The sequence below is a fragment of the Brevibacterium aurantiacum genome (genome assembly GCF_003932995.1).
GTDB classification, from domain to species: Bacteria; Actinomycetota; Actinomycetes; order Actinomycetales; family Brevibacteriaceae; genus Brevibacterium; species Brevibacterium aurantiacum.
Genome location: NZ_CP025333.1, coordinates 1,284,439 through 1,298,920, shown reverse-complemented (window position 1 = coordinate 1,298,920; position 14,482 = coordinate 1,284,439). Strand labels below are relative to the sequence as shown.

The window sequence follows — 14,482 nt, the reverse complement described above, 5'->3', positions numbered from 1 at the left end:
GGGCCGGTTGCGGGGCAGCGTGGGGCAGGCGATTAGAATCGAGCGCATGAGTCGAGAATGGATCCTGCGAGTCACCTGCCCGGACGCAACCGGAATCGTCCACGCCGTGACCGGGGTTCTGGCCTCACTCGGGGCCAACATCACCGAGTCCCAGCAGTTCTCCTCCCCCGATTCTCTGCAGTTCTTCCTCCGAGTCCAGTTCGTCACGAGCGCGGATGCCGAGGCGGGAACTGTGGAGTCTGCCCTCGCCGAGGCGGCCCACCGTTTCGACATGACGCTCAGTCTCCAACCGGTGGAGAAGAAGACGCGGACCCTCGTCCTCGTGTCCAAGGCCGCCCACTGCCTCAACACCCTGCTGTTCCAGCAGAGCTCAGGGCAGCTGCCCATCGACATCGTCGGAGTGGCCGGCAATCATGATTCGCTGCGCTCACTCGCCGAGTTCCACGGCCACGACTTCCACCACATTCCGATCACCCGGGACACGAAGGAGGCCGCCGAGGCGAGGCTGAGTCACCTCGTCGAGAGCCTCGACGTCGAGCTCATCGTCCTCGCCCGGTACATGCAGATCCTCTCCCCCGATCTGTGTGCTCGGTTGGAGGGGCGGGTCATCAACATCCACCATTCGTTCCTGCCCAGCTTCAAGGGGGCCAAGCCCTATCACCAGGCGCATGCCCGCGGGGTCAAGATCATCGGCGCCACCGCCCACTACGTCACCCCCGATCTCGACGAGGGCCCGATCATCGAACAGGACGTGGCCCGCGTCGATCACAACCGCAATATCGCCGACTTCGTTCAACGTGGTCAGGACGTCGAAGCCGCCGTGCTTGCCCGGGCCGTGGCCTGGCATGCCGAGGGTCGGGTCCTCATGGACGGCCACCGCACGGTCGTCTTCAACTGATCCGACCCCCTCGGCGGGACCACCGGCAGGTCCGGCCACCTCGGCGGGTTGATGATGCGATTCTGACACAAATTCGAAATTTGCCGCCCGGGGATCGGTGACCTGGGCTACGGTCACATTATGAGCCAGCCCCAGACCAGAGTTGCCGCCGATCTCCAACGCCTGCCGATCCCCCGCGGTCCGGTGAATCTAGCCCGCCAGGCCGTCCTGCGCCTGGCCAACGTCGGACTCACAGCAGCCTACGGAGCCTACCGACTCCACCCGGCGATCTGGAGGTTCACGGCCAAGCACTACCATCCGGGCCTCGAACCCTTTGCGAAGCTCAATGCGTGGATGATCTGCCAACAGGCCTCACTCGATGTTCCGGCCTATCAGGACTATCTCGCACGAACCGGCTTCACCTTCAGATGGTGGGACCTCGATGCCTATACGCCGACGTCCAAGGATGATTTCGTGCGCCGGTACAGTGAGGAGCACCGCTGCTGGGACGGACGGATCCAACGAGCCGGCACGGTCGTCGACGAATCGTCCGGCTCCTCCGGCACACCCTTCAACTGGATGCGGTCGAAGAAGGAACTCGACACCGTCCACAAGAACGTCGCCGGCTACGTGACGATGCTCTTCAAAGACAAGGACCTCTTCTGCATCAACGCCTTCTCCATGGGCGCATGGGCCACGGGAACGAATACGGGCCTGGCGATGGCCAAGGTCGCCATGGTGAAGAACACCGGCCCCGACCTCGAGAAGATCCTCGACACGATGGCCCATTTCGGACCGGGCCACACCTACCTCATCAGCGCCTATCCCCCGTTCCTCAAACACCTCGTCGATCGGATGGACTCCGAACCCGGAGTCTGGGACGAGTTCCGGCTCAACGGCTTCGTCGGGGGTGAGGCCATGACCGAGGGCCTGCGCGACTACGTGCAGTCACGCTTCCATCGGGTCTACTCCGGATACGGAGCCAGCGACCTCACGATCGGCATGGCCGGCGAGTCCGATCTCTCCGTCGTCATCCGCCGGGCCCTGGCCCACGACCTCGACTTCCGCGCCGAGGTGCTCGGACCTTCCGAATCCCGAGTGCCGATGGTCTTCCAGTACAACCCTCTCGAGACCTATCTGGAGACGAACGAATCCGGGGAACTCGTCGCGACGATCAACTCCGCTGCGGTGATGAGCCCACGGCTGCGCTACAACATCGGCGACGAGGCGACCCTCATCGACTTCCCCCGCATGGTCGAACTCACCCGCAGGCATCCGCAGCTGGCCGCCGAATGCTCCACGGCGTTCGCCGACAACGGCATGAAGCTGCCGTTCGTGCTCCTCTTCGGCCGCGCCGATTCCACCATCTCGTATATGGGTGCCAACATCTACCCGCTCGACATCGAGAACGGGCTCTACCGCGACAACCCGCAGGCTCATCTCATCGAGTCCTTCCGGATCGAACTGCGTGAGACGCACAACCATGAACAGCGCCCGACTCTGCACATCCAGTTGCGCGAGGACAGCCAGGAGCTGTCGGCACCTGAGCGCGCCGAGATGGCCGAGACCAACCAAGCCGGAGTCCTGGGCCACCTAGCCTCGGTGTCCCGAGACTTCGCACAGAGCATGAAGGAAGATCCGACGACCGCGGAGATCCACATCGAGATCCACGATTTCGCCACCGGTCCGTTCACGGCCGATGTCGCCAAGATCAAGAACGTGTACGTCCAGAGGACCTGAAACGTCAGCACCCATCATCCAGCGAAGGAATGGAACCCATGAGATCGAATGATTTCTCCAAGGCCCCACCCCAGGCCCGCGCCGAGGTGGTTTTCCTCGGCGCAAACAGGTATCGCAATCCCCTGGTGATGGTGGGTCAGCTGCGGCGTTGGCCCAAACTGGCGAAGGGACTCAAACGGGCGCCCGGGTACATGTGGCACCGCAGCTATTACGAATTCCCCGACCGCATCGGCCTCATCGTCGCCTTCGCGACTCGGGATGACCTCATGAAGTATGCCCGCACCCCTGAACACGTCGAGATCATGAAATGGCTTGTCGGCGGCGCAGGCTCGTCCCCGGCGAAGGGCGGATTCATCCGCATCCTCAACGCCGAGGAGTGGGGCTACACGAATGGAGAGTTCCGGGCCGAGGACTCCCGGCTGGGCATGATCGACCAATTCACCAAGCTCAGCTCCGAATGAAGGTCGACACCGAATGAAGGCGAAACGGGTCAGGACTCGTCAGGATCTGGCCGACTTCATTGAGCTGGCACCGCAGTTGGCCGCGCAGCGAGGCGACTCGGAGCACTACGTGCCCCTCTTCACCTCAGACATCAAAGAGTGGTTCGCCCACCGAGGATGGTTCAGTGAACCCGTCGAACTGTGGCTCATCCTCGACACAGCCGGTCGGGCCGTCGCTCGCACCATCTGCCATCGCTCGCCGGAATTGGCCCAGAAGATCGCAGTATCGGATCCTGAACCCTCGGCTGCCGGGCACGCTCCGACAACGCTCTTCTTCGGCGCGATCGAGGCCGCCGACGAGGCTGCACTTGACCACCTCATCGCCTTCCTCACCACACGGGCCAGGGAGCTCGCGGCCGAACGGCTCTTCGGTCCCGTCTCCCCCCTGCCCAATGTCACCGGCGGTCTGCTGCTGTCCGGCACCGAGCATCCAGGCTTCTTCGACTCCGCCTGGAACCCCGCTTTCTTCGCGCCTTCGTTCCACAGCGCGGGATTCGCCGACTGGGGCCGAGCCCACACCTGGGAGGTCGAGGTCGGCTCGATCCCTGCCGCGCGGGCCACCGCCGTCTCCGAGTCCGAATGGGCTCAGCACGGCCTACGCAGGCGCAGGGTCTCCCGCACCGGTCTACGTGCCTTCGCCCGCAGACTGCTGCCGACGCTCAATGCCGCATTCGCACAGCTGCCGTACTACACCCAGATCTCGCGCGCCCAGCTGCAGTCCCAGATGGCAGGGTTGCCTGCGCTCATGGATCCCGCTCTCGTCCTCGACATCGTCGGCAGCGACGAGCCCGAGGCTGCACCTTCCCGGTGTTTCACTCTCGTCATCCCGACCCCGTGCCGATCCTGCGCAGGCACGGCGGTCGGCTCGGACCGCGCGCAATCCTCGAACTCGTCATCAACCGTCGACGCCTGCGCGATGCTGTGCTCATCATTCAGGGCACCGATCCCCGCTTCCAGGGCCAGGGCATCCTCTCTCTGGTCATCCGTGATCTCAACGCCGGCCTTGCCGCCGGAGGCTACCGGCGGCTGCGGGTGACGTTCATCGCCGAGGACAATCCCGCCTCGGCCGCGGTCTTCGAGAGGTCAGGCGGCAGGGTCCTGCACGAACTCACCTTCCTCGACCGGCATCTCACCGCTGCCAGCACTCCCGTCCCGCTCGAGGAGCACGGACGATGATGCCGATCACCGCGACTCTCATCGCTGAGCTCTTCGCACACGCGGCTCGCTCCCCCTCGGCGCACAACACTCAGCCCTGGATTCCTCATTTCGCTCCTGCGACGACACCAGCATCCCCCGCCGAGGTGCACGTGGCCGTGGATCCGGCCCGCACCCTTCCGGTCGGCGACCCGAATTCCCAGGACCTGCATCTGGCCATGGGATGTTGGGTGGAGTCCTTCACCATCGCCGCCGCCGAAGTGGGCATCGACGTCATCATCGGATCGGTGCGAGGCCGCGGACCCGCACTCGAAATCCGTCTGCTCCTCACAGCCCTCCCCGACCAGCCGGGTGCCTCTGACCTCTGGCCGAACTTCACCTCCGCCGACCTGCAGCACCGTCAGGTCGATCGGGGGCCGCTGCGCCGAGCCGAGGAGCCCTTCGCCACAGTATTCGCTGCCGCCGAAAGGGCGCTGGCTGCCTCGGGCATGGCATCGGTGGAGGGCACGGCACTCGTCGAAGTGCCCCATCACCTGTGGGAGACGAGCCTGGCACGTGCGACCCGATATTCGTACTCCCATGCTGACATCTTCACCGAAACCCTCGAGTGGCTGCGGTTCGACCGCCGAGCGACCTCCTACGCCGAAGACGGGTTGAGCGCGGACTGCCTGCAGATCCCAAGACCTCTGGCCGCGGTCGCCGCCCGACTCAACACGGCCACCCTGCGGCCGTGGATAGGTGGGCTCACCTCGGCGGCCTTGGCACCCGTGGAATTCGTGGACAGCCTGCGGGCCACGGTGGTGCGGAGAACATCGAGAGACCGAGGGTCGCCGGCACAGGCGTCCACCGACGGGTCCGCGCCGCTGCATCACCTCGTGCTCGTCAAGGACGCCACCGCCTCTTCCGCAGGTGGCGACTCTCTGGCGAGACAGGATATCGAGCTGGGGCGAAACCTGCTGCGAACGTGGCTTCTGCTCGACCAGCATGACCTGCGCGTTGACGTGCACTCGGAGATCAAGGACTGCCCACAGACACGATCCGCTGTCTCCGACTATCTCCTCAACGACCATGGTCTGCATGCGGTGCCAGTGGCCGCGTTCTCCGTCGGACGCTCGACAACAGCGGTACCCCGCTCCTCCCGTCGCCCTGTGGAGCCAATACACAGTTGATTCACGTCGAGTACTGAAACTGTTGTAGAGTCGCCCCGGTTTACAAAAGGAGACAACTTAAGAATGACGGAAACCACTTTACGCACAATTGCAATCGTCCTGTACTTCGCAGGAATGCTGGCCATCGGCTGGTTCGCGTACCGCAAGACCAAGAACAGCCTCGACGACTACATGCTGGCAGGCCGCGGACTGCGCCCCAGCGTCGCGGCACTCAGCGCCGGAGCATCTGACATGTCGGGCTGGCTGCTCATGGGTCTGCCGGGAGCGATCTACCTCTCTGGACTGGTCGAAGCCTGGATCGCTGTAGGTCTGACCATCGGGGCCTGGGTGAACTGGAAGTTCGTGGCCCCACGTCTGCGTGCCTTCACCGAGAAGGCCGGTGATTCGATCACCATCCCCAGCTTCTTCGAGCAGCGACTCAAGGACAACACACGTCTGCTGCGCATCGTCTGCGGCATCATCATCCTGGTGTTCTTCACCTTCTACGTGTCCTCCGGGATGGTTGCGGCAGGCAAGTTCTTTGAGTCGAGCTTCGGTCTGAACTATATGGCCGGGATGCTCATCGTCGCGGCCATCACCATGGTCTACACCCTGTTCGGCGGGTTCCTCGGTGCCACGCTCACCGACGTGGCCCAGGGGCTGCTGATGTTCGCCGCCCTGATCGCTGTGCCGATCGTTGCCGTCTTCAACGCAGGCGGTCCCTCAACCGTGATGTCCAACGTCAAGGACATCGATCCCAGCCTGCTCAGTCTCTTCGGCAGCGGACCGTTCTGGGCCGGAGGCACCTACCTCGCTGTGATCTCAGCTCTGGCCTGGGGTCTCGGCTACTTCGGTCAGCCGCACATCATCGTCCGGTTCATGGCCCTGCGGACACCGGCAGATGCCAAGGTCGCTCGCCGCATCGGTGTGGGCTGGATGGGAATCTCGGCCCTCGGCGCCATTGCCACTGCGATCGTTGGAATCTCCTACTTCTCCGATCATGCCGACATGAAGCCGACCGACCCGGAGACAGTGTTCCTGGACCTCGCGCAGATCCTGTTCCACCCGTTCATCGCGGGACTCGTGTTGGCCGCGGTGCTGGCAGCGATCATGTCGACGATCTCCTCACAGCTCGTCGTCACCTCCTCGGCGCTCATCGAGGATCTCTACAAGATCGTGGCCCTGCGCACGGGTTCGAAGCGCACGCTGCAGGACAAGACCTATGTCCTGCTCGGACGTCTCGGCATTCTCGTCGTCGCGTTCATCGCGGTGCTCCTGGCGATCTCGCCGTCGAACAGCATCCTCGACCTGGTGGCCTTCGCGTGGGCCGGATTCGGGGCGTCGTTCGGACCGGTTGTCCTGCTGACCCTGTTCTGGAAGAAGCTCAGCAACTGGGGCGCACTCTTCGGACTCATCTCGGGTGCGGCAGTCGCGTTCATCTGGGGACAGTTGGGTACCCCGTTGACCGAGCAGATCTACGAGATCATCCCCGGCTTCGCCGTCAACCTCGTTGTGGCGATCGTGGTCAGCAAGTTCACGTACAAGCCCAATGCGGACACCGACCGGGAATTCGACGAGTCTGTCGAGCTTTCCCGCGTGAAGTGACGATGCGGCAGTTCGCCTGACGAGTACCTGCTCATCGGGCGCACTTGCCCCGTCGCCATCACTACGCCCTACACTCAGCGGCTATTCCTCCACCAGCAACGGGAGGAATAGCCGCTAAGTGGTTCCTGCCCCACTCCGGGTGCGACATGCTGCTGCCGGTAGGTGTTACGCGCTCATTCCTACGGAGGGCGATAGCTCCCCCGCTACGCAACCACTCCCCTGTGAATACACTTCAGGCGGGCACCCATCGGGTGCCCGCCTGAGATGTTGCGACGAAGGAGCCTTACTTGGTCTCTTCGGTGCTTTCCTCGGTTGCCTCTTCAGCGACCTCGTCGGTTGCGGCCGAATCGGCTGCTTCCTCGGTGGTCTCTGCAGGAGCCTCTTCGACGACCTCTGCGGGTTCGTTCTTCGCAGCGGCGGTCTCGGTGGCCTGCTCGGCTTCCTTCACAGTTGCCTGCTTAGGCGAGTAGGGCTCGAGAACGAGTTCGATGACGGCCATGGGCGCGTTGTCACCGGCGCGAGGGCCGATCTTGGTGATACGTGTGTATCCACCGGGACGCTCGGCCATGGTTTCGGCGATCGAGGTGAAGAGCTCGTGCACGATCGATTTGTCGCCGATCTTGCCGAGCACGCGACGACGGGCAGCGAGGTCGCCCTTCTTCGCAGCGGTGATCATGCGCTCCGCAACCGGACGCAGGCGCTTGGCCTTGGTCACGGTCGTGGTGATCTTCTTGTGCTCGAACAGGGCCGCAGCCATGTTGTTGAGCATCATGCGCTCGTGTGTTGGGGAACCTCCGAGACGAGGACCCTTGGTTGGGGTTGGCATAGTGTCTTACTCCTAGGTCTTAATCAGTACTGTTCGTCTTCGACGTAGGACTGGTCCTCATCAACGAGACCGGCTTCGAACCCGGCGGGACTGTCCTTGAGGCTCAGGCCCAGCTCGTTGAGCTTGGCCTTCACTTCGTCGATCGACTTCGAACCAAAGTTGCGGATATCCATCAGATCGGCTTCGCTGCGAGCAACGAGTTCGCCGACCGTGTGGATGCCTTCGCGCTTGAGGCAGTTGTAGGAGCGCACGGTCAGGTCGAGATCTTCGATGGCCAGAGCCAGATCAGCAGCCAGGGCTGCGTCAACCGGCGATGGGCCGATCTCGATGCCTTCGGCTTCGACGTTGAGTTCCCGAGCCAGGCCGAAGAGCTCGACCAGTGTCTTGCCCGCAGATGCGATGGCATCGCGCGGGGTCATCGACGGCTTGGTCTCAATGTCGAGCACCAGGCGGTCAAAGTCGGTGCGCTGCTCAACACGAGTAGCCTCGACCTTGTAGGTGACCTTGAGAACCGGCGAGTAGATCGAGTCAACGGGGACCCGACCGATCTCTGCGTCCGCGTTCTTGTTCTGAGCGCTCGAAACGTAACCGCGTCCACGTTCGATGGTCAGTTCCATGTCCAGACGGCCTTCACCATTCAACGTGGCGATATGCAGATCCGGGTTATGGATCTCGACTCCGGCAGGAGCAGAGACATCGGCGGCAGTCACGGTGCCTGGGCCCTGCTTGCGCAGGTAGGCAACGACAGGTTCGTCGAATTCCGAGGACACGACCAGGGACTTCAAGTTGAGGATGAACTCAGTGACATCCTCCTTGACTCCTGGAACGGTGCTGAATTCGTGGAGCACTCCGTCAATCCGGATGGATGTGACGGCGGCACCTGGAATCGACGACAGCAGGGTACGACGAAGTGAGTTGCCGAGGGTGTAGCCGAATCCTGGCTCAAGTGGTTCGATGGCGAACCGTGAGCGATTCTCGGAGACGACTTCTTCCGTGAGCGTTGGGCGCTGTGCAATGAGCACGTGGGCTTCCTTTCAGCGAACATCCGCTATATGACGTTCGCACTGCACGTCATGGCCTGAAGCCATGAAGAACGGTTCGGTTTATCTTGGAATCCGTTCTGTGATCGATGCCGGGCTGAGCCCGACATCAATCACAGATCCACGGAAGGATCAGCCGCGGCGGCGCTTGGTGGGACGGCAGCCGTTGAAGGGAACCGGAGTGACATCCTGAATGGTGCCCAGTTCCAGACCGGCGGCCTGCAGCGAACGGATCGCGGTTTCGCGTCCCGAGCCTGGTCCCTTGACGAAGACGTCGACCTTCTTGAGGCCGTGCTCCTGTGCGCGACGGGCAGCGGACTCCGCGGCCATCTGCGCGGCGTAAGGGGTCGACTTGCGCGAACCCTTGAAGCCGACCTCACCTGAGGAGGCCCAGGAGATGACAGCACCGGTCGGATCAGTGATCGACACGATGGTGTTGTTGAACGTTGATTTGATGTGTGCCTGGCCGGCAACGATATTCTTCTTGAGCTTACGGCGAGGCTTGCGCACTGTAGCGGCGCGTGACTTGGGAGGCATGTGTTTTACTCCTGATCGAGGTGGTTGATGCTGGTCAACCGGGTGAGCATGTTACTTCTTCTTACCGGCCACGGTGCGCTTCGGTCCCTTACGGGTACGCGCATTCGTCTTGGTCCGCTGTCCGCGAACCGGGAGACCGCGGCGGTGACGCAGGCCTTCGTAGCTTCCGATCTCCACCTTGCGGCGAATGTCGGCAGCAACCTCACGGCGGAGGTCACCCTCAACCTGGAATGTGCCCTCGATATAGTCACGCAGCTGGACGAGCTCGGCATCGCTCAAGTCCTTCACACGGGTATCAGGGCTGATTCCCGTTTCTGTCAGGGTCTGGCTCGCACGGGTGCGGCCCACACCATAGATGTAAGTCAAGGCGACCTCCACGCGCTTTTCACGCGGGATGTCGACTCCGGCAAGTCGTGCCATAGGTACTATCTCCTGTTGTAGTTCCGGAGGTGCTGATGCAGACCTGTCCCTGGTTTCCCAAGGTCCTCGGCCCCCGACCGAAGGTGTCGCCCTGTCACTGCCTCAGAAGGCGGTGGTGCTGGCGAGGTCTGCGCGGGTGTGGTGCTGCTGAAGCCCCTTGCGGGTGCCTCTATCTGCTCGAAGAGCTGCTCAACCCTGGCGCTGTTTGTGACGCGGGTTGGAGCAGATGACGATGACCCGGCCGTGACGGCGGGTAATCTGGCAATTCTCACAGATCTTCTTGACGCTTGGCTTAACCTTCATGGTTTTTCCTTCTTCCGACCCTTACCCCTGCGCAGGGGCGGGTACGAATGATCGAAGATCCTTACTTGTAGCGGTAAACGATTCGTCCACGCGAGAGGTCGTATGGAGACAGCTCCACGATGACCCGGTCCTCGGGCAGGATTCGAATGTAGTGCTGTCGCATCTTCCCTGAGATATGCGCAAGCACCCTGTGTCCGTTGCTCAGCTCGACCCGGAACGATGCGTTCGGGAGGGCTTCGACAACAGAGCCTTCGATCTCAATGACCCCTTCTTTTTTGGCCATATCGTTCGCTAACCTCGTATTCCCGCGAAAACTTCGCGTTCGACGTAATCGTGTATCGTCGATTTACCCCGACGACCCCATGGTCTGCGTTTCACCCCACCACATGAAAAGTTGCGGATGGCAGATGCCGCCCACAACTGAAAAAGGGTGAGTTGAGTGAGAACAGACCAATCAACAACCCTACACTATCGTCGGATATTCTTCCACACGGTGCTGGATTCCCCGCGCGAACTCCCCTACAATCACCGCCACCATCGCCGAGGCTGGCCCGAGCTCACGTCGTATGCGCGGTGCCGTACCCCGCCCGGATGCTCGCAATGACGGCTACGGCAAGCACGACGAAGCCCATCAGGGTGATCGCGGCGAACCCGCCGATTGCCAGCAGTGGCCCCGACAGAGCCGCCAGCGCGGCAGCCCCGAAATTCATTCCCGCATCGGAGAGTCCTTGGACCGACATGCGATGGGTGGGGTCGATCTCCTTCGTCAGCAGGGTGGATCCGGCGATGAGGCACGCGCTCCATCCGAGTCCCAGAACGAAGAGGGCCACCGACAGCCGCAGGAACGAGGACTCCCCCAGCGCATCGATGAGCCCGAGGACCAGCGACAGCGCGAACAGCGCATGCCCACCGAGGATGACTCGTCCGGCGGAGTACTTGTCGGTGAGGTAGCCGAAGACGGGCGAAAGCCCGTACATGCCGAGGATATGACCGCCGATTGTGATGCCGATCAGTTCGAGGCCGAGCCCATGATGGTCCATGTGCAGCGGCGTCATCACCATGGTCGCGACCATGATCATGTGCCCGGTGACGACGCTCAGCAGTCCCATCAGTGCACTCGGGGATCGTCGGATGGCCTGCCAGGTGCCGCCTCGGCGCGGGGAGGTCGAGGAACTGTCCCGGGTGGCGGGGGTGAGCCGGCGCAGGAACAGCACACTGAGTAGAGCGAGGCCGAAGCCGGCGATGGCGATGACGAAGGGCCCGGCCAGAGGATCGAGCCCCAGGGCTCGCCCGATGCCGGCACCAGGGCCGGAGAGGTTGGGTCCGATCACGGAGCCGATGGTCGTGGCCCAGATGACGACGGACATGGCGGAGCCCTTGAGGTGGTCGGGAGCGGCATCGGTGGCCGCATAGCGTCCCTGCAGTCCCGCGGCCGTCGCTGCGCCGAAGCAGCCCATGCCGATGAAGAAGGCGATGTCGATGCCAAGGAGGATGGCCGACACGATGAGAATGGCACCGCAGAGGGCGATCGCGTAGGCGCTGGCCAGTGCCAGTCTGCGGCTTCTGCGCTCGGCCAGCTTCGCCAGGGGAACCGCGAGGAGCCCCGCGCCGAGGATGGACGCAGTCTGCGCGAATCCGGCGAGTTCGGTCCGACCGGTCAGACGCTCGGCGAGGATCCCACCGACGGCGAACCCCGTGGCGATGCCGATGCCGGAGAAGAGCTGTGCCAGACTCAGCGCCCACTGGTTGCGCCGGAAGACAGAGTGCGATTGTGCTGGCATCCCGGCCTCCACATCTTCATGGGCTGTCATCGTGGCAGCGGCTCGTGCCGCCGGTTCCACTGTAGTCCGTGACCGTGCATGTCGGAACGGGCGCCACAACGGCTGCCTGCCCTGCTAGCGTGAAAACCGACAGTCGCACACCGGCCATCGAAGGAGCATCACGTGCAGAACCTGGATTCGATCACAGAAGAATCACTCATCGCCAAGGGCGGCCGGAAGTGGTCGAGCTTTCCGGGCAGCCTCGGCGCATTCATCGCCGAAATGGACTTCGGAGTCGCACCGGGTGTGCGTCAGGCACTGCGCGAAGTCGATGAGCGTGACCTCTACGGCTATGCACCGCAGTCGATCGTCTCCGACCTCAAGTCGGCCACCTCGGCGTTCTGTGCCGAACGCTACGGCTGGCAGTTCCCGACCGATCACGTCGAACTGGCCAGCGACGTCATCGCCAGCTTCCTGGGCATCCTCACACACCTGACCCCGGCAGACACCCCGATCGTCCTTCCGACCCCTGCCTACATGCCCTTCTTCGACGTCGCCAAGGTCACCGGGCGCGAGCTCTTCGAGGTGCCGATGATCCGCTCCGAGACCGGCTGGTCCGTCGACCTCGACGCCCTCGACTCGGCCCTGGTGCCGGGTGCCACTCTGGTGCTGTGCAATCCCCACAACCCGATCGGCAAGGTCTACACAGAAGCTGAGCTCTTGGCCCTCGCCGAGGTGGTCGAGCGCAATGGTGCGCGTGTGTTCTCCGATGAGATCCACGCACCCCTCGTCTATGCGCCGGCCCGTCACATCTCCTATGCGAGCCTGAATGAGACCACCGCGGGGCATACCGCCACCGCGACCGCCGCCTCCAAGGCATTCAACATCCCCGGACTCAAATGCGCGCAGCTCATCCTCAGCAGTGAGAAGGACAGAGAGATCTGGGCCGAGAAGGGAAACTTCGTCTCCGGCGCTGCATCGAATCCAGGCATTCTCGCCACCACGGCCGCCTACACCCAGTCCGGAGACTGGCTTGATGAGATCACTGCCTATCTCAAAGGCAATCGCGAACTGCTGACCGATCTGGTCTCCGCTCATCTGCCCAATGCCACATTCCTCCCGCCTGAGGGGACGTACCTGGCCTGGTTGGATCTGCGCGGATACGGTCTCGAGACCGGTCTGTCTCAGCACTTCAACGAACGTGCCCACGTCGCCATCACGGAAGGCCGACTGTGCGGCGAGGTCGGAGAGGGCCATATCCGCTTCAACTTCGCCCTCCCCCGCCCGCTCCTGACCGGAGCGATCGAACGCATCGCCTCTGCGCTCTGAGCTGAGGTCGCCGGCGTCTGCCAGCTTGTCTTATCTGTTCGGCAGCCATTCGATGAGGTCGAAGGCCGAACTGGCGTCTGCGCGCTCCAACAGCTGCTGATCGAACCTCAGGTAGTACTCCAGATTGCACCGGTCCATCAGCGTGCGAAAACGCAGAGCCGGCTGATCCGGTCCCACCAGCGCGGGCGGAAGTATCGGATGGGACATGACCGCCTGGGCGACCTGAAAGTAGATGTCGAAGAACTTCACCAGCGACATGTCCGGATGTCCGGCTCCCGGCTGTCTGTCGTTCAGGCTCAAGGCGGCAAGAGCATCCTCGAGGCGTGGCAGCTGCAGAGACGCCGCCTCCAGGTCGAAGGCCCGCGAGGTCATTCGTACGGCTGTCTCCTGGCTCTCGGGCCGTATCGTCGCAAATTCGCACCACCCCGGCTCGGCGACCTCGGGCAGCTGCGCGGAGAGCTCATAAGAGAGATCGGCGAAGGACAGCAGGAGGCCCGGGCGCAGCTGCCGATATCCGAGCATCCTGGCCACATATTGGAACCGGTCGCGCAGCATCCGCGAGGTCTCTGGAATCGAGTACAGGGCAGAATGGAAACAGCCATCGAACGTCGGCGCCTCCCGGTCACCCGCGATGTCCATGAATCCGGAGAGAATGCGTTCGCCTAACCGGTAGACCGTCACCCGACCGACCTTTTCACTGGTCAGAATGCTCCGGTGGACCATCCTCACCAGCTGATTGTGCACGCTTGAGGACGAATAGCCGTGTTCATCGAGGATCCCGACGATGACAGGACCCGGAAGTCCCTGCGCGCGGAGACAGCCGAAAGCAGAGATGACGTCAAAGGCGATCCTGGTCAGGCGATACCGATCGCCCACATCTGCCGAACGTTTCGTGTGATCGTGGACACCCGTCATGACCAGATCCTAACGTGAAATCACAACGATAGTGTTGAGACGGCCGCTGAAATCGGCCCCGAACACAAGGAGCAGCGTCATGGACGACGAGGCATACGAAACGAATCTACGAGTATTTCAGAGGGCACGGACCACCGCGGTCCTGACCGCATCGATCACAGCGTTCATCACCTTTGTGGCCTTCATGATCGCAGGTTTCGACATTCAGGTCACTGCAGCGTGGATGTTCGCGCTGAGCCTCATGTCAGGTTCGGCACTGTTCGTCATCATACATATCGTCACGACGAACGATCTCAAACGAACGCAGCGAACTCCACAACCGTGAAC

The 14,482-nt window shown here is 62.7% G+C and carries 17 protein-coding genes; 9 read left to right on the top strand and 8 right to left on the bottom strand.

The window, feature by feature from the left end; all coding sequences use genetic code 11:
• The first annotated feature begins 46 nt into the window (after positions 1 to 46).
• The 7 genes from purU (at position 47) to putP (ending at position 7,025) form a co-directional block, all read left to right on the top strand.
• Entirely contained in the window at positions 47 to 898 is an 852-nt protein-coding gene (purU, locus tag CXR25_RS06045; RefSeq protein ID WP_096158464.1) for a formyltetrahydrofolate deformylase, read from the top strand.
• 120 nt (positions 899 to 1,018) lie between these two features.
• Positions 1,019 to 2,617, top strand: a complete 1,599-nt coding sequence (locus CXR25_RS06040) for a phenylacetate--CoA ligase family protein (protein WP_096168125.1) — start codon at positions 1,019 to 1,021, stop codon at positions 2,615 to 2,617.
• 38 nt (positions 2,618 to 2,655) lie between these two features.
• Positions 2,656 to 3,078: a hypothetical protein gene (locus CXR25_RS06035; protein WP_069599783.1), complete on the top strand. Its 423-nt coding sequence runs from the start codon at positions 2,656 to 2,658 to the stop codon at positions 3,076 to 3,078.
• A gap of 13 nt (positions 3,079 to 3,091) precedes the next feature.
• Positions 3,092 to 4,153: a hypothetical protein gene (locus CXR25_RS06030; protein WP_114384607.1), complete on the top strand. Its 1,062-nt coding sequence runs from the start codon at positions 3,092 to 3,094 to the stop codon at positions 4,151 to 4,153.
• Positions 4,150 to 4,293 carry a hypothetical protein gene (locus CXR25_RS18625; RefSeq protein ID WP_164513948.1) on the top strand — a complete coding sequence of 48 codons (144 nt, stop codon included), beginning with the start codon at positions 4,150 to 4,152 and terminating at the stop codon, positions 4,291 to 4,293. The genes CXR25_RS06030 and CXR25_RS18625 overlap by 4 nt, the downstream gene beginning before the upstream one ends.
• The gene (locus CXR25_RS06020; protein ID WP_096178098.1) at positions 4,290 to 5,441 is read left to right on the top strand and encodes a nitroreductase family protein; all 1,152 of its coding nucleotides are present in this window, start codon (positions 4,290 to 4,292) and stop codon (positions 5,439 to 5,441) included. Before CXR25_RS18625 ends, CXR25_RS06020 begins: the two co-directional genes overlap by 4 nt.
• Positions 5,442 to 5,504: 63 nt before the next feature.
• Positions 5,505 to 7,025, top strand: coding sequence for a sodium/proline symporter PutP (putP, locus tag CXR25_RS06015; RefSeq protein ID WP_069599780.1), 1,521 nt, complete (start codon positions 5,505 to 5,507; stop codon positions 7,023 to 7,025).
• Positions 7,026 to 7,308: 283 nt separating this feature from the next.
• On the opposite strand, the gene rplQ is transcribed toward putP, so the two are convergent.
• The 7 genes from rplQ to CXR25_RS05980 form a co-directional block, all read right to left on the bottom strand.
• The gene (gene rplQ, locus CXR25_RS06010; RefSeq protein WP_096158460.1) at positions 7,309 to 7,851 is read right to left on the bottom strand and encodes a 50S ribosomal protein L17; all 543 of its coding nucleotides are present in this window, start codon (positions 7,849 to 7,851) and stop codon (positions 7,309 to 7,311) included.
• A gap of 23 nt (positions 7,852 to 7,874) precedes the next feature.
• On the bottom strand, positions 7,875 to 8,873 hold the full coding sequence (locus tag CXR25_RS06005; RefSeq protein ID WP_009884957.1) for a DNA-directed RNA polymerase subunit alpha: 999 nt from the start codon (positions 8,871 to 8,873) through the stop codon (positions 7,875 to 7,877).
• A gap of 150 nt (positions 8,874 to 9,023) precedes the next feature.
• Positions 9,024 to 9,428 (bottom strand): 30S ribosomal protein S11, encoded by a 405-nt coding sequence (rpsK, locus tag CXR25_RS06000; protein WP_009884958.1) that lies wholly within the window; start codon positions 9,426 to 9,428, stop codon positions 9,024 to 9,026.
• A 51-nt stretch (positions 9,429 to 9,479) separates the two neighbouring features.
• Positions 9,480 to 9,848, bottom strand: a complete 369-nt coding sequence (rpsM, locus tag CXR25_RS05995; protein WP_009884959.1) for a 30S ribosomal protein S13 — start codon at positions 9,846 to 9,848, stop codon at positions 9,480 to 9,482.
• Between the two features lie 189 nt (positions 9,849 to 10,037).
• Positions 10,038 to 10,151 carry a 50S ribosomal protein L36 gene (gene rpmJ / locus CXR25_RS05990; protein ID WP_009884960.1) on the bottom strand — a complete coding sequence of 38 codons (114 nt, stop codon included), beginning with the start codon at positions 10,149 to 10,151 and terminating at the stop codon, positions 10,038 to 10,040.
• Positions 10,152 to 10,212: 61 nt separating this feature from the next.
• The gene (gene infA, locus CXR25_RS05985; protein WP_009884961.1) at positions 10,213 to 10,434 is read right to left on the bottom strand and encodes a translation initiation factor IF-1; all 222 of its coding nucleotides are present in this window, start codon (positions 10,432 to 10,434) and stop codon (positions 10,213 to 10,215) included.
• A gap of 274 nt (positions 10,435 to 10,708) precedes the next feature.
• The gene (locus CXR25_RS05980; RefSeq protein WP_069601307.1) at positions 10,709 to 11,932 is read right to left on the bottom strand and encodes an MFS transporter; all 1,224 of its coding nucleotides are present in this window, start codon (positions 11,930 to 11,932) and stop codon (positions 10,709 to 10,711) included.
• Positions 11,933 to 12,094: 162 nt separating this feature from the next.
• Between CXR25_RS05980 and CXR25_RS05975 the strand changes: the two genes are divergently transcribed.
• Positions 12,095 to 13,240 (top strand): MalY/PatB family protein, encoded by a 1,146-nt coding sequence (locus CXR25_RS05975; protein ID WP_009884963.1) that lies wholly within the window; start codon positions 12,095 to 12,097, stop codon positions 13,238 to 13,240.
• A gap of 30 nt (positions 13,241 to 13,270) precedes the next feature.
• Here CXR25_RS05975 and CXR25_RS05970 read toward each other — a convergent pair whose 3' ends face one another.
• Positions 13,271 to 14,155 carry a PaaX family transcriptional regulator gene (locus CXR25_RS05970; RefSeq protein WP_096178110.1) on the bottom strand — a complete coding sequence of 295 codons (885 nt, stop codon included), beginning with the start codon at positions 14,153 to 14,155 and terminating at the stop codon, positions 13,271 to 13,273.
• 79 nt (positions 14,156 to 14,234) lie between these two features.
• On the opposite strand from CXR25_RS05970, the gene CXR25_RS05965 reads away from it, so the two are divergent.
• Positions 14,235 to 14,480, top strand: a complete 246-nt coding sequence (locus CXR25_RS05965; protein ID WP_009884965.1) for a hypothetical protein — start codon at positions 14,235 to 14,237, stop codon at positions 14,478 to 14,480.
• Positions 14,481 to 14,482 lie beyond the last annotated feature (2 nt).